Raw genomic sequence first — 19,231 nt, 5'->3', positions numbered from 1 at the left:
GCGCTCCGGGAGGATCTCTGGGAAGATCTTGGGAGGTCAGTCGACTGCCGGGGTTAGCCGTCGGTGTTGCCCGGGATCGGGGTCGTGATCTTCTTGGTATCCATGTTCGGCAAGTTCAGTTCGATGCTGATTTCATCGTCCTGGGTAAAATAGCCCTGGGAATAAAGAACTGCACCAGCGATCAGTGCCACGACGAGAGCACCGGCGATGAACCATCCAGCGCCAAAACCGGTCGTGACCGTCTTGTTGGTGTCCGAATGATAAGCCATTTATGTCTCCTTCACGTCTTGCCGGAAAGCGTGCACCGCTTCGGCTCTTCACTGGACTAACTCTTGTGACTGGACTTTGGTTCCGCTAATCGGTCTTCTTCGTTGGCTGGCCCGCTGCCGAGCCCGAATCCCTGATGCCGTGATGAGACCATGACCGAAGCTCCCTCCGCCCAGATCTCTGTCGAGCAACTGACCATCGAAGAGGCCCAGGCCGAACTGGAAAGGTTGGCCGTTGAGATTGCGGAACACGACAAGCGCTATCATGGCGAGGATGCGCCGGTTATTTCCGACGCGGACTATGATGCCCTGCGGCGCCGCAACGATGCCATCGAGGCGCGGTTCCCGGAACTTGTTCGCTCCGACAGCCCGTCGCGCCGGGTCGGTATCGAGCCGTCGGAAGGCTTCGGCAAGATCACTCACAAGGTGCCCATGCTGTCGCTCGACAACGCTTTCGACGACGGCGACGTGCGCGATTTCGTTGGCCGGGTGCGGCGGTTCCTGAAATTCGATCCCTTGATGGGAGCGCTCGCCGTCACGGCCGAGCCCAAGATCGACGGTCTTTCGCTATCCCTGCGCTACGAGGGTGGCAAGCTGGTCAGTGCGGCAACACGCGGCGATGGCTCTGTCGGCGAGAACGTGACGGCCAATGCCCGCACCATCTCGGATATCCCGCAGGAACTGAAAGGCGATGTCCCGGACGTCGTCGAGGTGCGCGGTGAAGTCTACATGGCTCACGCGGATTTTCAGGCCCTGAATGCCCGGATGGAAGCCAATGGCGGCAAGACCTTCGCCAATCCGCGCAATGCCGCGGCAGGGTCACTGCGCCAGCTCAATCCGGAGATCACCGCGTCCCGCCCGCTGAAGTTCTTTGCCTATGCCTGGGGGGAGCTGAGCGAGATGCCTGCGGACACCCAGATGGGCATGGTCCATGCCTTCGAGAGCTGGGGCTTTGTCATCAACGAGCGGATGCAGCGCTGCGAGAGCGTCGACGAACTCATTGCCGTCTATCACGGCATCGAGGAGGAGCGGGCTACGCTCGGCTATGACATCGACGGCGTCGTCTACAAGGTCGACCGGCTGGACCTCCAGACCCGCCTTGGTTTTGTCTCCCGCTCGCCCCGCTGGGCCATTGCACACAAGTTCCCGGCCGAGCAGGCCTTCACCATCCTCAATGACATCGAGATCCAGGTGGGCCGCACAGGCGCACTGACCCCGGTTGCCAAGCTGGAGCCCGTGACCGTCGGCGGCGTGGTCGTCTCCAATGCGACCCTCCATAACGAGGACTATATCAAGGGCATTGGCCAGGACGGCGAACCGATCCGTCAGGGCAAGGATCTGCGCATCGGCGATACGGTCAAGATCCAGCGTGCTGGCGACGTGATACCCCAGATCGTCGACGTCGATCTGGACAAGCGTCCGGACGGCGCGGTTCCCTTCGAGTTTCCGACCACCTGTCCGGCCTGTGGCTCCCATGCGGTGCGCGAGGAAAACGCCAAGGGCCGCGTCGATGCGGTGCGCCGCTGTACCGGCGCGCTTATCTGCCCGGCGCAGGCGACGGAGAAGCTGAAGCATTTCGTGTCGCGCAACGCCTTCGACATCGAAGGCTTCGGCGACAAGCAGGTGGATGCCTTCTACGCGGCTGATCTCGTCAAGACGCCCGCCGATATCTTCACGTTGGAGGCCCGCGACCGGCAGACGCTGACCAAGCTGCGCAACCGCGAGGGTTGGGGCGCCGTTTCGGCGCGCAATCTCTTCGAGGCGATCAACGACCGGCGCTCGATCGATCTCAACCGCTTCATCTTTGCCCTTGGCATCCGCCATGTCGGCGAAGGCAATGCCAAGCTGCTTGCCCGTGCCTATGGATCCTGGGGCGCGTTCTACGACGCAATGATCGGCGCGGGTGACCACGGATCACCTGAGTGGGCCGAGCTGAATGATATCGACGGTATTGGTTCCATCGTCGCCGAAGCGGTGACGGAATTCTTCGCCGAGGATCACAATCGCGAGCAGCTGGCAGCCCTTCTTGCCGAAGTGACGCCGAAGGACGCGGAAAAGATCGATGCCGGAGACAGCCCGGTCGCCGGCAAGACCGTTGTCTTCACAGGCTCGCTGGAGCGCATGACCCGCGACGAGGCGAAAGCCATGGCGGAGCGCTTCGGAGCCAAGGTGGCGGGATCGGTCTCCAAGAAAACCGATCTCGTCGTGGCCGGCCCCGGCGCGGGCTCCAAGCTCAAGAAGGCCGAAGAGCTCAATGTCGAGGTGATTTCCGAAGACGGCTGGTTCGAGCTCGTCGGAGCGTGATTGCCGCCTGAATGTCCCTGCGGCCAGCTGGCGCAGGGGAAAGCGCAGCGATCTGTTGTAAAGACGAGTGCCAAGATCCACTTTTCGTGGAAGTCGAAACAGACCTCCGGGGCTCGCGATGCATGATGACGACGATCTGACACCAGCCGAACGCCGCGCCCGCATGAGCGCCCGGATCGCGGAAGAGACGGCCATCGACGAGGCCCAGATCAAGCGTGTCGTCGACAGGTTCTACGACCGCGTGCGGGCGGATGATCTCATCGGTCCGGTCTTCGCGGAAAGGATCACCGATTGGCAGCCGCATCTGGAGCAGATGTACCGTTTCTGGTCGTCCGTGGCGCTGGCGACCGGCGCCTACAACGGCACGCCCATGCCCAAGCACATGGTGCTGCCCGTCGACGCGACCCACTTCGACCGGTGGCTGGCGTTGTTCGAGGCAACGGTTCGCGATGAATGCACGCCAGAAGGCGCCGAGCATTTCCTTGCCCGTGCGAAGAACATCGCCAGTAGTCTCGAAATGGGCGTCGCCTCCTACAACGGCGCCATCCTCGCCCGCGGCGAGCGATATCACCCGGCAAGGTGAGGACTACCTTTCGGTGAGGAGTTCGTTCCAGTCAGGGTTCTCTTCCTCGACGAGCTGGATCTTCCAGGCCCGATGCCAGCGTTTGAGGCGCTTTTCCATGGCAATTGCCTCATCGATCCGCTCGAACTCCGATGCAAAGACCAATCTGTGGAGCTGGTGCTTCTTTGTAAAATTTGATGCCGTTCCTGACCGGTGTTCGTGCACGCGGCGATGCAGATCGTTTGTTACGCCGACGTAGAGGGTTCCGTGCTTCCGGTTGGTGAGCAGATAAACGTAGTATGACATAATGCAATTATTGAGTGCATTGATGGGCAATTGCAATCTTTTTCGGGGCCAGTTTCCGGCTGCCGATACCTCCTTTGCGAGGCTGTTGTCTGAGTGACCGGTTGGCGATGTGCGCATCGGATTAGCGAGTGGGTCCCGGGTCTCCGGCTTCGCCTGCGCCCGGGATGACGTCTGGGGTATAGGTCGATCCTGATGAGCAATGGGCGCCGCGTATTCCCACTGTCGTCACCCCGGGCGAGCAACGCGAGATCCGGGGCCCACTCATTTCCAGAGACCGATTGTTTCCATCCACCTCCGTCATTGCAGGACTTGATCCTGCAATCCATGCCGTGACGGTGCCACACGCAAGGCGGATGTCAGAGGCGAGGGAACGGCATGGATGCCATGGTCGAGCCATGACATGACGCTGGAGAGGTTCCGAGACGGGCGCTTCCCACCTTGTCCCCACGATTTCCCGGCATTGCGCCTCGTCCTTGCCGTTTTTGTTGCTATATTGTTCTTTCAGGTATCTCGGTAGAATCGGCGCAAACGCATATGACTGACCCGGACGGGTATCACGACGACATTGGCGACACCTTCGTGGAAGGCTTCGACGACGACGGGTTCCCGGGCGACCGGCCCTCGCGCTTTCAAGGCCCAGAGCCTGCACCGGCGCCTCAGGGCGGAGGGATCGCGGCCCGTGCCATGGCGGCACGCCGGTCCCACGCGCCGGACTACCTGGAAGGCCTGAACCCGGAACAGCGGCTCGCGGTGGAGACCATCGAGGGGCCGGTTCTTGTGCTCGCAGGCGCAGGTACCGGCAAGACGCGGGTTCTCACGACCCGCATCGCGCATATCCTCGCGACCGGTTCGGCCTATCCGTCCCAGATCCTCGCCGTGACCTTCACCAACAAGGCCGCGCGCGAGATGAAGGACCGCATCGCCGGTTTCATCGGCGGCAACGTGGAGGGCATGGCCTGGCTCGGCACGTTTCACTCCATCTGCGTGAAGATCCTGCGCCGCCATGCGGAACTGGTCGGGTTAACGCCAAAGTTTTCTATTCTTGATAGCGATGATCAATTGCGACTGATCAAGAAGATCATCCAGGCAGAGGGTGTCGACTATAAGAGGTGGCCTCCGCGGGATTTTGCGTCCCTGCTAGACAGCTGGAAAAACCGGGCGCTGACGCCGAAGGATGTTCCAGAGGGGGAGGCGAGAGGCTTTGCTGATGGTCGGGGGCGTGAACTTTATGAACTTTATCAGGAGCGGTTGTCGATCCAGAATGCCTGTGATTTCGGCGACCTGCTGCTGCATGTCATCACCCTGTTCAAGACCAATCCGGATGTCCTGAAGGATTACCAGCGGCGGTTCCGCTACATGCTGGTGGACGAGTATCAGGACACCAATATCGCGCAGTACCTGTGGCTGAGGCTTTTGGCGCAGGGCAATCGGAATGTCTGCTGCGTTGGCGACGACGACCAGTCGATCTATGGCTGGCGCGGGGCGGAAGTGGACAACATCCTGCGCTTCGAGCACGATTTCAAGGGCGCCGTGGTCATCCGGCTGGAGCGCAACTACCGTTCGACCAGCCACATCCTGGCGGCGGCGTCGCACCTGATCTCTCATAACGAGGGGCGACTTGGAAAAACGCTCTTCACGGATTTGGACGATCCGGACGAAGCAAAAGTTACAGTTGCGAATTGCTGGGATTCGGAAGAGGAAGCACGCTCTATAGGTGAGGAAATCGAGTCCCTTCAGCATCACGGACACAAGCTGAACAACATCGCCATTCTGGTGCGTGCGTCGTCTCAGCTACGGGCGTTTGAAGACCGCTTCGTCACCATGGGGCTCAATTACAGGGTCATCGGCGGCCCGCGCTTCTACGAGCGCATGGAAATCCGCGATGCCATGTCCTATTTTCGCTGCGTCGTTCAACCAAGAGATGATCTGGCCTTTGAGCGTATCGTTAATACGCCCAAGCGTGGAATCGGTGATACGTCAATTCGACTCATGAATGATCTTGCGCGAGCTGAGGGAGTTCCTTTGATGCAGGCGGCATTGCGGCTCAGCCAAACAGAGGAATTGCAGGCGAAAGCGCGAACTTCATTGAAAGAGCTTCTGGCTAATTTCGAGCGTTGGCGGAACGACCACGAAAATACTTCTCATACCGAATTGGCAGAGATCATTCTTGACGAGAGTGGCTATATGGAAATGTGGCGGCAGGACCGGTCGGCGGAGGCGCCGGGGCGCCTGGACAACCTGAAGGAACTCATCCGGTCGATGGAAGAGTTCGAGTCAATGGACGGTTTCCTCGAACATATTTCACTTATTTTGGATCGCGATGGTAACAGCAGCTATGATGCCGTTTCCATAATGACTATGCACACGGCTAAAGGGACTGAATACGATACGGTCTTTCTACCAGGGTGGGAAGAGGGGCTGTTTCCGAACCAGAGGGCTTTGGATGAGAGTCCACGGGCTGGACTGGAGGAAGAGCGGCGGCTGGCCTATGTGGGTGTCACCCGGGCCAAGAAGCGGGCCAAGATCTTCTTCGCCTCGAACCGGCGAATTCACGGCCAGTGGCAGTCCTCCATTCCCTCCCGCTTTCTGGACGAACTGCCCGAAGATCACGTCGAGATCGTTGAAAGCTCCACGAACTACGGTGGCTACGGTGGCGGTGGTTACGGCCGCTCCGGCATGGGCGCATCGCGCTTCGACAACCGCGACCCGTTCCAGAACACCTATTCGACGCCGGGCTGGCAAAGGGCGCAGAAGGCCAAGGCTGCTCAGGACGCCATTCTGGAGCGCGGCGATTTCCGCTCCGCGCGCTCAAAACGTCAGGGGCCGCTGACCATCGAGGGCGAACTGGTCGCCAAGTCCGTCAGCGATACGCCATCTGCATTTGCTCTTGGCGAACGCGTCTTTCACATGAAATTCGGCTATGGCGCGATCAAGTCGATCGAGGGCAACAAGCTGACCATCGACTTCGAAAAGGCCGGTGTGAAGAAGGTTCTCGACAGTTTCGTCGAACGGCACTGAGTTCCCTAAAGATCCGTGCCCTTCGGCTCGATCAGCATATGCCGTTCTTTCAGGAACGGATGAAGCGCAACAGCCTCGCGCAATGCCTTTTGGCCGAGCTCGACCCGTCCCTGTTGCATCAGGATCAGCGCCTTGCCTGACAGGGCGCCGAAGTGGCGTGGTTCCAGTTCGAGTGCCCGGTCCACGTCTTCAAGCGCGCTGTCCAGTTCTCCCTGCAGGAACAGGATGAATGCGCGCTGGTTCCAGCCTTCCGAGTAGTCCGGAGAGCGTTCGATGGCCTCGTTGAGCAGAAGCCTCGCGCCTTCGAAGTCATATTGCTCGCGCCGGCTCATCGCCTTGTCGATCAACTGGCGTGTTTCGGAATCAGGGGCCTGATCCAGCCAGGCGCGCCAGATAGTGTCCTCAATGGCGCGTGCAGCGGTCTCCTCTTGGGCGTTTTTCAGATCTTCAAACAGCCTGTCCAGATCGTTCGGACCAGTCGCCGAGGCTGGTCCCGGCGCTGCAACCAGGATGAATATCAGGCAAAGCGAAGCGATCAGGCGCAGCGGCCATGATGGGGAATTGGACAATGCAGGGCAGGTGGTGCTCATGGCGCTCTCCTCGCATCCGGCGATGGATCCTGAAACGGGAGATAGGGTAGTCCAGTTCGAGGTCGAGAGGAATGGGAACGCAAAACCGGCTGCCTTTCTGGCAGCCGGCCTTTATCCGGCCTTTTGTGGGGTGCGCCGGACTCCGGCTGATCAGGCCAGATAGTCGACCAGCATGGAACTGGCGCTGGAGGTCGTCGATCCGTTGTTGGAATAGCCGGAGGACTGCGCCGCGGACAATTCTTCCAGAAGCCTTGCCAAGAGGTCCTCGCTGCTGTCCGAGCTCGTTCCGGAGGCTTCCGACGGAGGTGGTCCCATAGGTCCACCGCCTTCTGGAGGTGGAGGAGGCCCCATCTCGCCACTTGCGAACATGGCGGCAAGTTCGTCGGCCTGCTCCTGGGTCAGTGTTCCGGCATCGACCTGCTCGCTCAGAAGACCTTCGAGCTTGTCCTGCATCTCGTCCTTGCTGGGAGGCGTTGACGAGGGGCCGCCCTCGGGCGCCATGTCGTCGTGAATGGCCTCGAGAGCGGCAAGCATCGCATCGGAATCGGCTTCCGTTATGTTGCCCGCCTCGACCTGCGAGGACAATTGCGTCTGCATCATCTGTTGTGGTGATGGTGGTGAGCCTATGGAAATCATGGATTGGTCCTTCCTACAATTTTTCAGCAAAATTACAGTGATTACTGGCGAGTTAATAAAAAATTAATGATTTTTTTCTTGGTTTTTTCTTATCTTTTCCAAGTTATCGGGCAGAAATATTCAGACACAAATCATTACAATTTTCGTGATGCGCCGGGTCTGCTTTTCGGCATATTGACCTCATGCAACGCAGCGAACACATCCTCGTCGTTGAAGACGATCCTGAAATTGGCAACCTCATCGAAACCCATCTGAGCGGCAACGGATGGAGAGTCAGCCGTGCGCGCAGCGGCAGCGAAACGGACCGCGCCGTTGTCAACGGGCGCATCGATCTGGTGATCCTGGATCTGATGCTTCCGGGCGAGGACGGGCTCAGCATCTGCCGCCGCCTGCGGGCCTCCGGACCGGTCCCGATCATCATCGTGTCCGCAAAGGCGGATGACTTTGACCGTGTCGTCGGTCTTGAGGTCGGTGCGGATGACTACCTTCCGAAACCCTTCAACCCGCGAGAGCTCATCGCTCGCATCCGTGCCATCTTCCGGCGCATGGAGCTTGGTTCGGCAGTTCCGTCGGTGGCCGGGCGAAAGCTTCACTTTGAGGGCTGGACGATGGACTGCATGCTCCGCCATCTGGTCAATCCGGACGGTGCGGTGGTGCAGCTCACGCCGGCCGAGTTCGACCTGATGCAGGTCTTGAGCGAGCGGCCTGGGCGGGTGCTCAATCGCGACCAGCTCTGCGACCTGGCGCAGGTCAACGGGCAGTCCGGGACCGGGCGCAACATCGACATCCTCGTCAGCCGCGTCCGTGCCAAGCTGGAAGCCGGGGGAGCCCCCTTCCAGTTCATCCGGACCGTGCGTTCGGGTGGCTACGAGTTCGTCGCAAGGGTCGATCCGCGTTGAAGCATCGTGGCGTGCCGTTCATAGCGGCCCTTTGGCCGCGCCGTGCCGTGGCGCAGGTGGTCCTGATCCTGCTCGTTGCCATGGTCAGCGTGTTGCTGCTCGTTGTTGGCGCATTTCACTTCATGCGGGAAGAAGATACCGCTCGTCCGGATGTCGTTGCACGCGGGTTGCAGGGCGTTGCTGCTGCGTCGCGGCTCAACCGGGTCGAGCCAGGCCTGCGGCCCGCGCTCCTTGCGGAACTGAACCTTGAAATGCCCCAGCTTCGAATGGAACCCGAAGCCGCAGGGCCCTCCACTTCGCGACGGGATCCCGGGCGGTCCTTCCCGCCACCATTCTGGCCTCGGGAGGCGGTCGACCTTGGCGAGGGAATGTCGATGACGTCGGCGGCTGATTTCGAGGCCGGGTCTTCGCCGCCGGGTGACAAGCACCTGTCCTTTGCCCTGGCGGACGGGTCCCGGTACCGGCTTGTCTTCAGCGAAATGCCGCCTCCCCCGGTGTTGGGCAATCCTCTCTTCCTGGGCCTGTGCACCCTGGCCGTCAGCAGCGTGCTTCTTCTGATCTGGGGAACGCGGGTTCTGGTGCGCCCGTTGACCCGCCTTGCCCAGGCCGTTGCCGACTTCGGACAGGAGACCGCGGACGCAATCCCGGTTGCCGAGGAAGGACCGGAGGAAGTTCGGCAGGCAGCGCGCGCGTTCAACCGGATGCAACGTCGGATCGTCGAACTTCTGGAACGCCGGACTCAGATGCTGACGGCGATCGGCCACGATCTGAGAACGCCTTTGACCCGCTTGCGGCTTCGAATTGACCTGATGCCGGACGAGGATCTCAAGCACCGCAATCTGGCAGATCTCAGTCTGATGAACTCCCAGCTGGAAGGGGCGTTGAATTTCCTGCGCGACGGGCGAACGGGGGAGGCCGACCGCCGTCTCGACCTGCCAAGTCTTTTGCAGACAATTTCCGACCAGTATGCGGACATGAACCGGTCACTGGAGGTCAACTGTTCCGGTGGGCTCGTGCTGATCGGACGGGCAGGCGAACTGACCAGGGCGCTCACGAACCTGATCGACAACGCGTTGCGCTACTCCGCCCATGTGTCGCTGCGAACGTCGGCGGCTGAGGGCAAGGTGATCATCGACGTAACCGATCACGGACCGGGAATAGCGCCGGGCGACCGCGAACGCTTGTTGGCCCCCTTCGAGAGGGCAGACACCGCCCGGAACCTGGGTAGGAACATGGCGGACAGTGGTCATCTCGGACTTGGTCTGGCGACAGCCCAGGCAATCGCAAAGGCCCACGGCGGTGACCTTCAACTCCTCGAAACACCCGGCGGTGGACTGACGGCACGCCTGACGCTTTCTGGTTAGCTTTGGTTCCATCGCGCTGCCAAGGCTTTCTAACCGGCATGTTCTTTTCTATGTTTGCGGCGAAGATCGAGGGCGGCGATGTGCCGACTCGCCAAAGGGACGCATGCATGGACAGCCTTGTTACCGGGATCGCTCTGATCGGTTTGATCGGAATTGGTGCGCAGTGGATCGCCTGGCGCTTTCAGCTGCCGGCCATTGTTCTCCTGCTGGTTTTCGGCCTGATTGCCGGTCCGGTGACCGGTGTGCTGCAGCCGGGTGATCTGTTCGGAGACCTGATGCAGCCCTTGGTCGGCCTTGCGGTTGCGATCATCCTTTTCGAAGGTGGCCTGACGCTGAACTTCCACGAGATTTCCGGCACATCCAAAGCCGTGCGCCGTCTTGTCGTCATCGGCGGGACCGTTGCTTTCGTTCTCGGTGCCCTCAACGCCTATTACATCGCCGGACTGTCCTTCTGGCCGGCACTGATCTTCGCCGGCATCCTGATCGTGACCGGCCCGACAGTCATCATTCCCTTGTTGCGACAGGCATCGCTCGCGCAAAGGCCGGCGTCGCTTCTGCGGTGGGAGGCGATCCTTGCAGATCCGCTCGGGGCGCTGGTTGCGGTTCTGATCTACGAGCTGTTTCTGGTTACAAGCGGTGCGCATCAGATTGAAGGTGTCGCCTTCAGGGTTCTGATCGCGCTCGCACTCGGTTTGGGCGGTGGCTGGCTGCTCGGCCGGGGTCTGATCCGGCTCTTCATCAGCGGACATGTTCCGGAATACCTGAAAGTTCCGATCATCCTCGTCGCCGTGCTGGCAGCTTATGCCGTGTCGAACATGATCCTTGAAGAAAGCGGCCTGCTGACAGTGACCGTCCTTGGTGTCGCGCTCGGTAACTCCAATATCGCGAGCCTCACGGAAGTGAAGCGTTTCAAGGAGCTGATGACCATCCTTCTCGTGTCGGGTGTCTTCATCCTCATGACGGCTTCGCTTGATCTGGCGACGCTGGTCGCAGACCTTGACTTGCGGGTGCTGGCGTTTCTGGCCGTGCTTCTGTTCGTTGTCCGTCCCGTGTCGGTGCTCATCGCGACGATAGGCTGCGGGATCCCGCGGAAGGAGCGCTTGTTCGTCGGCTGGATCGCGCCGCGCGGCATCGTCGCCGTCGCCGTTTCGGGGCTATTCGCCAGCCTCCTCGTGTCCCGGGGTGTGGAAGACGGCAGCCGGCTGACAGCCCTCGCTTTCGCGGTCGTGGTCGTGACTGTCGTCGCCCACGGGTTTTCCATTGGTCCGTTGGCGCGGCTATTCGGGATTAGTTCCGGTTCCGGACGGGGGCTTCTCATCGTTGGTGCAACGCCGTTCACTGTGGCTCTGGCGGAACGGCTCAAGAAGCTCGAGATCCCTGTTCTGATAGCGGACCGGAACTGGCGACGGCTCGGGCGTGCGCGCACCGCCGGCATTGACACGCTCTACGGCGAGGTCCTGTCGGAGGTTGCCGAACACTCTTTGCCGCTCAATTCCTATACCTATCTGCTGGCAGCGTCCGACAACGATGCCTACAACACGCTGGTCTGCACCAACTACGGTCCCGAAATCGGCAGGGCGAACGTTCTCCAGATCGGCAAGGAAGGCACCGAGCAGGGCGAGAAGGATTTCGCCGTGACACTCGGTGGCCGGTCCTTCCTGGGCGCACTCGGTGGCTATACCGCCTTGAACGACAAGCTTGCCGAGGGGTGGAAATTCAGGGCAACGCGACTGAGCGAGGATTACAACGCGGACGACTGGGCGCGGGATCGTGCCGATGAGGCCGAGACGGTCCTGATCCTGACGGACGGTGGCCGGCTGTTGGCTGGCCCTGCAGTGAAGGGCAAGACGCCGAAGAAGGGCGATCTGGTTCTGAGCTTCGGTCCGCCGGCGAAAGACCCGAAGCCGGATGCCGACGCAACGGGTAAAGAAGGGTCCGCCTGACCTGCTAGGTGCTTGCGCGCATACGGCCGTTTGCGCGGAAGCAGCCCTTTCTTCTGGCTGTTTCCCCAAAGCCCGGATATACCCCGGCGAACTCAAGACCGAATGCCGAGGAAGAGATGAAAACCGTCAGGGTCCGGATCACCGCTGAAGAACTGGAAGCCAAGCGTATTGCCGATGTGCTGGAGCGCGCCTTCGAGGATGATGGCAACCCGGTGACCATCTATGAGGCAAGTCCGGACGGAAAGACCTGGGCGGCCGAAATCCTGCTGTTCGAAATGGAGCCGGACGAGGCGTCTGCTGCTGTTCGCGATCGCGTCGGCTCGGACGCATTTGCCGCTCCGCTAGAGGCGGAAGTCCTGCCTGATATCAACTGGGTCGAAAAGAGCCTGGAAGGCCTCAAGCCGGTTCGCGCCGGGCGTTTCTTTGTCCATGGCGGGCATGACCGGGCAAAGGTTCCGGCGGGAACCATCGGTCTCGAGATAGAGGCGGCTCTTGCCTTCGGTACCGGACATCACGGCACAACAGCCGGATGCCTAGAGGAAATCGACCGGTTGTTCTCGATGCGAGAATACCTGCGCGTTCTCGATCTCGGCACCGGCACCGGCGTGCTCGGCATTGCTGTCGCCAAGCTGACGAAGCAGCACGTTCTGGCCACAGACATCGATCCGGTCGCGACCCTTACGGCGGAAGAAAACGCCCGGCTGAACGAGGTCGGGCCGCTGGTCAGCACCTTTACCGCCAACGGAATGGATGACCGACGCTTCGGCGAATTCGGCCCGTTCGACCTAATCATTGCCAATATCCTCGCGCGCCCGCTGATGAAGATGGCCAAGTCGATTGCAGCCAAGATGACGCCTTCGGCAACGCTGGTGCTGTCGGGGCTGCGGGTGGAGGATGGCCCCCGCATTCTTTTCGCCTATGGCTGCCAGGGCTTCCACCTTGCGCGCAAGCGCGAGAAGGAAGGGTGGCTGACGCTGACGCTGGTGCGTGGTAGCGCGAAGGCCTGACGGCCTTTTCCGGGAAATTCGGACAAAAAAAGAGCGCGGTGGCCTGTGGCCATCGCGCTTCTTTTGTCTTTTCGGCTGAGCGGTCTTAGAAGACCATTCCTGCAGTACCTTCACGCTCCAGTTCGCTGCGCTTGTAACCGTGTGCGGTCAGGGTCGCGTCGTCGAGGGAGAGAAGGTAGCCGTTCACGTACTTGCGAGCCTGCTTTTCACGAGCCTCGACCATGCGGTCGAATGCGCGACGTACGAAGCCGTTGGAAGAGCGGCTGGAACCGCCGATAGTGGTCGTTGCGATAGCCATGGGTAAACTCCGTGGTTCAAGTGGAAGGGCGCGTCCTCGTTTCGGGCTGCTGCCTCTTTATCTGTCATGGTCAATATGGGCGCAGGGGAGCCATGCGAGTAGGGCGGAGTTTGCATGACAGCTCTGCATTTTTCGCATGTGCGAAACGAATGGTGCGTTGCAAAACTTTTAAGAATCATCGCGGTGCAGGACGGACGCGAGTCGTGTTTTCCCGCTTGATCGTGATCGCGCTTGAACCTAGCTTCAGCTCATGTTCCAGACCTTTGACGATCACAATGATCCTTCCCGGGGCGCGCCGCATGCCGCGTTGCTGCGGGCCGAACTCAAGCGCCTGTCGCTTGACGGTTTCCTCATCCCGCGCGCCGATGCCCACCAGGGTGAATATGTTCCGGCCAGCGACTGTCGCCTGGAGTGGCTGACGGGATTTTCCGGATCTGCGGGAATGGCTGCGGTTCTCGGCGATGAAGCCGCGATTTTCGTCGATGGCCGCTACACCATCCAAGTGCGCGAGCAGGTCGATATGGCGACCTTCCCGGCGCGGCACCTGATCAACGAGCCGGTGACCGACTGGCTTGCCGAGCGCCTGAAACCCGGCCAGCGGCTCGGGTACGACGCCATGCTGCACACGGTGAGCGAGGTGCGGCGCCTGCGGACGGTTTGCGAGAAGGCGGGGGCGGAACTCGTCTCGCTTGATGCCAACCCCGTTGACGCAGTCTGGGAAGGCCGTCCGGCCGCTCCGATTGGCGCCGTTTCTATCCATTCCGATGCGCTGGCCGGAAAACCCTCTGCGGAGAAGATCGGCGAAATTCAGAACTCCGTTACTGGGAAGGGTGCTGACGCCTGCGTATTGACACAGCCTGATTCGATTGCGTGGCTGTTCAACATTCGCGGCTCGGACGTTTCGCATACGCCGCTGCCGCTCTCCTTTGCCGTCGTCCCTTCAACGGGGAAACCGCACCTGTTCATCGACGGGCGCAAGCTGTCCAACGCAGTTCGGGACGCCTTGCATGACCTTGCCGAGATCGCAGAACCCGATGGCTTCAAGGCAATGCTGAAGAACCTTGGCAGGAACGGTGGCAAGGTCATGCTCGACCCGGCCCTGGCCGGTCAGGGCATCGCGGATGCCGTGACCTCGGCCGGTGGTTCGATCATCGAGGCCCAGGACCCGGTTCTGCTGCCCAAGGCGATCAAGAACAGCGTCGAGATTGACGGTGCACGCGCTGCCCACCTGCGCGACGGGGCAGCTTACGTCCGGTTCCTGTGCTGGTTCGATGACATCGCGCCGAGCGGAGAACTGGACGAGATTGGCGCTGCGGAAAAGCTGGAGCAATTCCGACGCGACACCGGTGTGCTGAAGGACATTTCCTTCGACACGATTTCTGGAGCAGGTTCAAACGGTGCCATCTGCCATTACAGGGTCAGCCGTAAAAGCAACCTGCCAATCCCGCTCGGCCGCCCATTTCTGATCGACAGTGGCGCCCAATATGAAGACGGCACCACAGACATCACACGGACGCTGGCGGTCGGCGAACAGTCTGCCGAGATGAAGCGGCATTTCACCCTGGTGCTGAAGGGGCATATCGCCATTTCTAATGCGCGCTTTCCTCAGGGGACGACTGGTGCGCAGCTCGATACGCTTGCCCGCATCGACCTGTGGAAGGCCGGGCTCGACTTCGATCATGGCACGGGCCATGGCGTCGGCTCCTACCTGTCGGTCCACGAGGGGCCGCAGCGAATTGCCAAGACCGGCGTCGTGCCGCTCAAGCCGGGCATGATCCTGTCGAACGAGCCGGGATACTATCCGGCCGGGGAATACGGCATTCGTCTTGAGAACCTGGAACTTGTTCGCGAGGCCGAGGCAATCGACGGCGGTGAACGTCCGATGCTCTGGTTCGAGACGCTGACATTGGCACCGTTCGACCTCCGACTGGTCGATACTTCGCTGCTGTCGCCTGAAGAAACCGCATGGCTGAACGCCTATCACGCAAGGGTTCTTGCGGAACTGGCGCCGCTTCTGGATGATCGGTCGCTGAGCTGGCTTGAGGAGGCGACGACGGCGATCTAGGCGGATTTCAGCTTCCTGGTCTTCGAGGAAGAGGCTGCGCCCTATCGGTGGGCCTCTTCGCTCTCCTGGATCAGGGCGGTGTTGAAATACCTCAGCGCCCGCACATGCCGCGCCGTGCCGACGATCCGCGAGGCGTCGCCGCTTTCCACGACGGGCAGGCTGTTGCTGCCGCTTTCGTCAAACGTTTTCAGAGCGTTCGCGAGAGACGTGCCGGTGTGAAGATAGGCGCCGTCCGTTCCCGGATTGAAGACCCGTTCGTCCTCGTTTTCCGGGGGCGGGTCCATGAAGTCGCGTACCTTGACGTTTTCGCGCAGGAACGTGTGGCTGCCTTCGTGCAGGCAGACCCCGCGCATGCCCAGCTGCCAATGGAAATAGGACTTGCCGTGGATCGCGTGCGTCAGGCCGGTCGCGATGGAGACGACCACCAGGAGGGCGATCGACAGGCCGTAGCCACCGGTCAGCTCGAACACGATCATGGTCGTCGACACCGGCGCGCCCAATACCGCTGCGGCAACGCCGCCCATGCCGAGGATTGCATAAAGGCCATGGCTGGATGCCAGCTCCGGGAACACGGAGGCGGCGATCAAGCCAAAGGCTCCGCCGGCCATGGCACCCAAGTATAGAGATGGCGAGAAGATGCCGCCGCCGAAGCGTGAGGCTAGTGTGATCGCGGTGGCCGCGGTCTTGGCGACCAAAAGGCTCAACAGCATGGTGATGGGCAGCTGATGCTTCAGCGCCATGTCGGTGGCCTCGTAGCCGACGCCGAGCACATGGGGAAAGAACACGCCGATGGAGCCCACCGCAAGGCCGCCGATGACCGGGCGTAGCCAGAGTGGCATCGAGATGTTGCGCGCGGTCCAGTCGGTGCCGATGAGAGCGAACTGGAACAGGATCGCCACGGCAGCGCAGGTCAGCCCCAGCAGGCCGAAGGCCGGGATCTCCCAGTAGGACGTGATGTCATAGTTGGGAATGACAAAGGCGACCGCATCCCCGAACCACAGCCGTGCAAGGACCGTCCCGACAGCCGAGGCCAATACGATGGGAACGAAAGCCGAGACCGCGTAATGTCCGAGCACCACCTCATGGGCGAAGAGGACGCCGGCGATCGGTGCGTTGAACGACGCGGAGACGGCACTGGCCACACCGCAGGCCAGCAGCATGCGCCGGGCACTGTCGGGCAGGGAAAATGCACGGCACAGTGCGGTCCCGAGCGTCGCGCCGAGGTGAACCACCGGACCCTCACGGCCTGCGCTGGCGCCAAAACCAAGGGAAATGACGGTGATGAAGGCCGACGTGAGGCCTGAGCGCAGCGGCAGGCCGCGCCCGCCGAGAGCTCGCGCCTCGATCACGTCGGCAACACCCCCGGCGCGCTGTTTCGGCTGGTAGCTCTGCAAGAGCCAGCCGACGATCAGTCCACCGAACGCCGGCGCAAGAAGAATGACCCACCAGGGCTGGGCCTTCGCCGCATCGATGATCAGTTCAGAGGTCTCGCCGAGCCATGGCCATTGCAACAGGCCGATGAGGGATCGAAACACGATGGCAGCGGCCGCGACGAGCGCGCCAATGGCCAGTGACAGAAGCCAGACCAGGGGCAGGCGACTGGTTCTGAACAGACGCAGGTTTGGCGTCATCCAGCTTTTCAGGATGTCGGGAAGATGTCGGACTGTATCGAGTATGACGCGCATCGCTCGAGATCGTTGGGGTTCGGAGGACCGGTCCGGAACCAGTCGAATGACAATCAAGGGGCAACCACAAGAGGCTGGGCTGGTGTTGGTTTCCTGCCTGGACTTGGGGAATCATGCCATCAGGAGATCCTGATTGGAATACCCATTTGTTTTTATTGGGACTTGCGGTGAATTGCGATGCTTTTTCCCGCGCGCGGCGGAATGTCCAGATGCTTGTGGGCGGTGAGAAGCGCCGTCAGTTCAGCCAGAATGTCCATGGGCCAGGGCGCCGACTTTCGAGCCGCAAGGTCGACATGCACGGAAAGCTGCTCGGATGTCGCCGCGAGCCAGCCTTCCTCCGCGTGGCAAAGCTCCTGATAGAAGCGCATTCGCTTTTCATCGAGGTCGATCATCTGAAGACGCGAGACGACCGGCATCCCTGCTTCCAGTTCGCGGAGATAGCAGACATGGACTTCGGCGGTAAAATAGGAGGCGTTGCGCGCCTTCACATAGCTTGCGCCGAGGCCGCATCGGTCAAAGACCTCGTCACAGGCCATGTCGAACAGCACGTTGTAATAGGCCATGTTCAGGTGGCCGTTATAGTCGAGCCATTCCTCCCGGACCCGCATGATGCTGCTTTCGACCGGTTGGTTGGGCCAGTCATGCGCCATCTGTCATCTCCTTTTGCCGCGGTCATTTCGTGCCATTGTGCGAATGGCTTTGACCTTTGCAAAACTGCCTAACATATTCATAACTTCCGGCCTTGGGGTTCGGGCCCATAAATCTGGTGTGAGTGGTTTGAGCGAAACTTCCCGTCAAATTTACGAGTCCGAACACTAGAGCTCACGATACAAAACCGCAGGAAATTTTCATGTCCCTCGCTGCCAAGCAGATCCCCGTCGCGCGCGACGAGGAGAAAAATGCCCAAGTCGTTGAACTCTTGTTCGAAAAGTTCGGTGACCGCTGTTCCAGGTCCAAGGCGGTTTGCGAGCAGCATGGCCATACGACGACATGGCTGCCGAATCAGGCGCCCGACGCAGTCGTCTATGCGCAGTCGAGCGAAGACGTTGCCGAGGTGGTCCGGATCTGCGCCGCGCACAAGGTTCCGGTGATCCCGTTCGGTGCCGGATCGTCACTTGAAGGCCATCTCAATGCACCGGGCGGTGGCGTCTCGATCGACCTGTCGCGCATGAACGAAATCATCGAGGTCAGCGAGGCGGACCTTGACTGCCGCGTTCAGGCAGGTGTGACCCGCAAGCAGCTCAACTCCTACCTGCGCGACAGCGGGTTGTTCTTCCCGATCGATCCGGGCGCGGACGCCACGATTGGTGGCATGGCGTCGACGCGGGCCTCCGGTACCAATGCAGTGCGCTACGGCACGATGAAGGACGTTGTTCTGGGCCTCACCGTCGTGACCCCGGCTGGCGAGATCATTCACACCGGCGGACGTGCCCGGAAGTCTTCGGCTGGCTATGACCTGACGCGGCTTTATGTCGGTTCCGAGGGAACACTCGGCATCATCACGGAAATCACCCTGAAGCTGTTCGGCCAGCCGGAGGCGATTTCCGGCGGGATCTGCTCCTTCCCCGATATCCAGTCGGCCTGCGACGCGGTGATCATGACCATTCAGTGCGGTCTGCCGGTGGCTCGCATCGAGTTCCTCGACCCGCTCCAGGTCAAGGCCTGCAACGAGTACTCAAAGCTGGACCTTGCGGAAGAACCGACGCTCTTGCTGGAGTTCCATGGCAGCGAGGCCGGCGTTCAGGAACAGTCGGAGATGTTCGGCAGCATCGCCGCGGAGTATGGCGGCAGCGAGTTCCGCTGGGCGACCAAGGCTGAAGATCGCACAACGCTCTGGCAGGCACGGCATGATTCCTACTGGGCGTCGTTCACGCTGCGTCCCGGCGCCAAGGGTGTTGCGACCGACGTCTGCGTCCCGATCTCGCAACTGGCAGAGTGCGTTACCGCCACGCGCGCGGATCTGGATGAAAACGGCCTGCTGGCGACCATCGTCGGCCATGTCGGCGACGGAAACTTCCACGTTCTGGTTCTCGTCGATGAAGACAATTCCGAGGAGGTTGCGTCAGCAGAGGCATTTGTCAGCCGCCTGAACACACGGGCCATCGACATGGGTGGAACCTGTACGGGCGAACACGGCGTCGGTCAGGGCAAGATGAAGTACCTGCCCTATGAGCATGGAGCGGCCGTGGACGTGATGCGTTCGATCAAGAAGGCCCTCGATCCGGACAACATCATGAACCCGGGAAAGATATTCAGCCTGAATTGAGCGCAAGCCGCGCGGCTACGTG

Annotated in this window: 16 protein-coding genes; 9 read left to right on the top strand and 7 right to left on the bottom strand. The window is 60.9% G+C overall.

Going from position 1 to position 19,231, the window contains the following annotated elements; genetic code table 11:
• Positions 1-53: 53 nt before the first annotated feature.
• A complete protein-coding gene (locus tag ACN0SY_RS08085) occupies positions 54-269 on the bottom strand; it encodes a hypothetical protein (protein ID WP_417686171.1) in 216 nt (71 codons plus the stop codon).
• Positions 270-419: 150 nt separating this feature from the next.
• Here ACN0SY_RS08085 and ligA point away from each other — a divergent pair, with 150 nt between their 5' ends.
• Positions 420-2,570: an NAD-dependent DNA ligase LigA gene (gene ligA, locus ACN0SY_RS08080; protein ID WP_417686169.1), complete on the top strand. Its 2,151-nt coding sequence runs from the start codon at positions 420-422 to the stop codon at positions 2,568-2,570.
• A gap of 118 nt (positions 2,571-2,688) precedes the next feature.
• A complete protein-coding gene (locus tag ACN0SY_RS08075; RefSeq protein ID WP_417686167.1) occupies positions 2,689-3,153 on the top strand; it encodes a group III truncated hemoglobin in 465 nt (154 codons plus the stop codon).
• Between the two features lie 3 nt (positions 3,154-3,156).
• On the opposite strand, the gene ACN0SY_RS08070 is transcribed toward ACN0SY_RS08075, so the two are convergent.
• A complete protein-coding gene (locus ACN0SY_RS08070) occupies positions 3,157-3,438 on the bottom strand; it encodes a GIY-YIG nuclease family protein (protein ID WP_417686165.1) in 282 nt (93 codons plus the stop codon).
• A 534-nt stretch (positions 3,439-3,972) separates the two neighbouring features.
• Between ACN0SY_RS08070 and ACN0SY_RS08065 the strand changes: the two genes are divergently transcribed.
• Positions 3,973-6,456 carry an ATP-dependent helicase gene (locus tag ACN0SY_RS08065; protein ID WP_417686163.1) on the top strand — a complete coding sequence of 828 codons (2,484 nt, stop codon included), beginning with the start codon at positions 3,973-3,975 and terminating at the stop codon, positions 6,454-6,456.
• Positions 6,457-6,461: 5 nt separating this feature from the next.
• Here ACN0SY_RS08065 and ACN0SY_RS08060 read toward each other — a convergent pair whose 3' ends face one another.
• The gene (locus ACN0SY_RS08060) at positions 6,462-7,046 is read right to left on the bottom strand and encodes a tetratricopeptide repeat protein (RefSeq protein WP_417686161.1); all 585 of its coding nucleotides are present in this window, start codon (positions 7,044-7,046) and stop codon (positions 6,462-6,464) included.
• 150 nt (positions 7,047-7,196) lie between these two features.
• Positions 7,197-7,682 carry a hypothetical protein gene (locus ACN0SY_RS08055; protein ID WP_417686159.1) on the bottom strand — a complete coding sequence of 162 codons (486 nt, stop codon included), beginning with the start codon at positions 7,680-7,682 and terminating at the stop codon, positions 7,197-7,199.
• Positions 7,683-7,864: 182 nt separating this feature from the next.
• On the opposite strand from ACN0SY_RS08055, the gene ACN0SY_RS08050 reads away from it, so the two are divergent.
• The 4 genes from ACN0SY_RS08050 (at position 7,865) to ACN0SY_RS08035 (ending at position 12,895) form a co-directional block, all read left to right on the top strand.
• On the top strand, positions 7,865-8,581 hold the full coding sequence (locus tag ACN0SY_RS08050) for a response regulator (RefSeq protein ID WP_417686157.1): 717 nt from the start codon (positions 7,865-7,867) through the stop codon (positions 8,579-8,581).
• Positions 8,582-8,592: 11 nt separating this feature from the next.
• Positions 8,593-9,945 carry an ATP-binding protein gene (locus ACN0SY_RS08045; protein ID WP_417686155.1) on the top strand — a complete coding sequence of 451 codons (1,353 nt, stop codon included), beginning with the start codon at positions 8,593-8,595 and terminating at the stop codon, positions 9,943-9,945.
• Positions 9,946-10,052: 107 nt separating this feature from the next.
• Positions 10,053-11,888: a cation:proton antiporter gene (locus tag ACN0SY_RS08040; RefSeq protein ID WP_417686153.1), complete on the top strand. Its 1,836-nt coding sequence runs from the start codon at positions 10,053-10,055 to the stop codon at positions 11,886-11,888.
• Between the two features lie 116 nt (positions 11,889-12,004).
• Positions 12,005-12,895, top strand: coding sequence for a 50S ribosomal protein L11 methyltransferase (locus tag ACN0SY_RS08035; RefSeq protein WP_417686151.1), 891 nt, complete (start codon positions 12,005-12,007; stop codon positions 12,893-12,895).
• 85 nt (positions 12,896-12,980) lie between these two features.
• Here the strand turns inward: ACN0SY_RS08035 and ACN0SY_RS08030 are convergent, their stop codons facing one another.
• A complete protein-coding gene (locus tag ACN0SY_RS08030) occupies positions 12,981-13,193 on the bottom strand; it encodes a hypothetical protein (protein ID WP_417686149.1) in 213 nt (70 codons plus the stop codon).
• A 250-nt stretch (positions 13,194-13,443) separates the two neighbouring features.
• Here ACN0SY_RS08030 and ACN0SY_RS08025 point away from each other — a divergent pair, with 250 nt between their 5' ends.
• A complete protein-coding gene (locus ACN0SY_RS08025) occupies positions 13,444-15,258 on the top strand; it encodes an aminopeptidase P family protein (protein WP_417686147.1) in 1,815 nt (604 codons plus the stop codon).
• A 41-nt stretch (positions 15,259-15,299) separates the two neighbouring features.
• Here ACN0SY_RS08025 and ACN0SY_RS08020 read toward each other — a convergent pair whose 3' ends face one another.
• Together ACN0SY_RS08020 and ACN0SY_RS08015 are read right to left on the bottom strand one after the other, a co-directional pair.
• A complete protein-coding gene (locus tag ACN0SY_RS08020) occupies positions 15,300-16,943 on the bottom strand; it encodes a chloride channel protein (protein WP_417686145.1) in 1,644 nt (547 codons plus the stop codon).
• A gap of 152 nt (positions 16,944-17,095) precedes the next feature.
• The gene (locus ACN0SY_RS08015; protein WP_417686144.1) at positions 17,096-17,593 is read right to left on the bottom strand and encodes a thioesterase family protein; all 498 of its coding nucleotides are present in this window, start codon (positions 17,591-17,593) and stop codon (positions 17,096-17,098) included.
• Positions 17,594-17,793: 200 nt separating this feature from the next.
• On the opposite strand from ACN0SY_RS08015, the gene ACN0SY_RS08010 reads away from it, so the two are divergent.
• The gene (locus ACN0SY_RS08010; protein ID WP_417686143.1) at positions 17,794-19,209 is read left to right on the top strand and encodes an FAD-binding oxidoreductase; all 1,416 of its coding nucleotides are present in this window, start codon (positions 17,794-17,796) and stop codon (positions 19,207-19,209) included.
• Positions 19,210-19,231: the final 22 nt, after the last annotated feature.

Source organism: Roseibium sp., assembly GCF_048261595.1.
GTDB lineage: Bacteria > Pseudomonadota > Alphaproteobacteria > Rhizobiales > Stappiaceae > Roseibium.
The sequence above is the reverse complement of the archived record's forward strand: the minus strand, read 5'-3'. Positions and strand labels throughout refer to the sequence as shown.

Coding starts and splice junctions, on each gene's coding strand:
- ACN0SY_RS08085 (WP_417686171.1), bottom strand. CDS start 269: ATGGCTTATCATTCGGACACCAACAAGACGGTCACGACCGGTTTTGGC.
- ligA (WP_417686169.1), top strand. CDS start 420: ATGACCGAAGCTCCCTCCGCCCAGATCTCTGTCGAGCAACTGACCATC.
- ACN0SY_RS08075 (WP_417686167.1), top strand. CDS start 2,689: ATGCATGATGACGACGATCTGACACCAGCCGAACGCCGCGCCCGCATG.
- ACN0SY_RS08070 (WP_417686165.1), bottom strand. CDS start 3,438: ATGTCATACTACGTTTATCTGCTCACCAACCGGAAGCACGGAACCCTC.
- ACN0SY_RS08065 (WP_417686163.1), top strand. CDS start 3,973: ATGACTGACCCGGACGGGTATCACGACGACATTGGCGACACCTTCGTG.
- ACN0SY_RS08060 (WP_417686161.1), bottom strand. CDS start 7,046: ATGAGCACCACCTGCCCTGCATTGTCCAATTCCCCATCATGGCCGCTG.
- ACN0SY_RS08055 (WP_417686159.1), bottom strand. CDS start 7,682: ATGATTTCCATAGGCTCACCACCATCACCACAACAGATGATGCAGACG.
- ACN0SY_RS08050 (WP_417686157.1), top strand. CDS start 7,865: ATGCAACGCAGCGAACACATCCTCGTCGTTGAAGACGATCCTGAAATT.
- ACN0SY_RS08040 (WP_417686153.1), top strand. CDS start 10,053: ATGGACAGCCTTGTTACCGGGATCGCTCTGATCGGTTTGATCGGAATT.
- ACN0SY_RS08035 (WP_417686151.1), top strand. CDS start 12,005: ATGAAAACCGTCAGGGTCCGGATCACCGCTGAAGAACTGGAAGCCAAG.
- ACN0SY_RS08030 (WP_417686149.1), bottom strand. CDS start 13,193: ATGGCTATCGCAACGACCACTATCGGCGGTTCCAGCCGCTCTTCCAAC.
- ACN0SY_RS08025 (WP_417686147.1), top strand. CDS start 13,444: ATGTTCCAGACCTTTGACGATCACAATGATCCTTCCCGGGGCGCGCCG.
- ACN0SY_RS08020 (WP_417686145.1), bottom strand. CDS start 16,943: ATGCGCGTCATACTCGATACAGTCCGACATCTTCCCGACATCCTGAAA.
- ACN0SY_RS08015 (WP_417686144.1), bottom strand. CDS start 17,593: ATGGCGCATGACTGGCCCAACCAACCGGTCGAAAGCAGCATCATGCGG.
- ACN0SY_RS08010 (WP_417686143.1), top strand. CDS start 17,794: ATGTCCCTCGCTGCCAAGCAGATCCCCGTCGCGCGCGACGAGGAGAAA.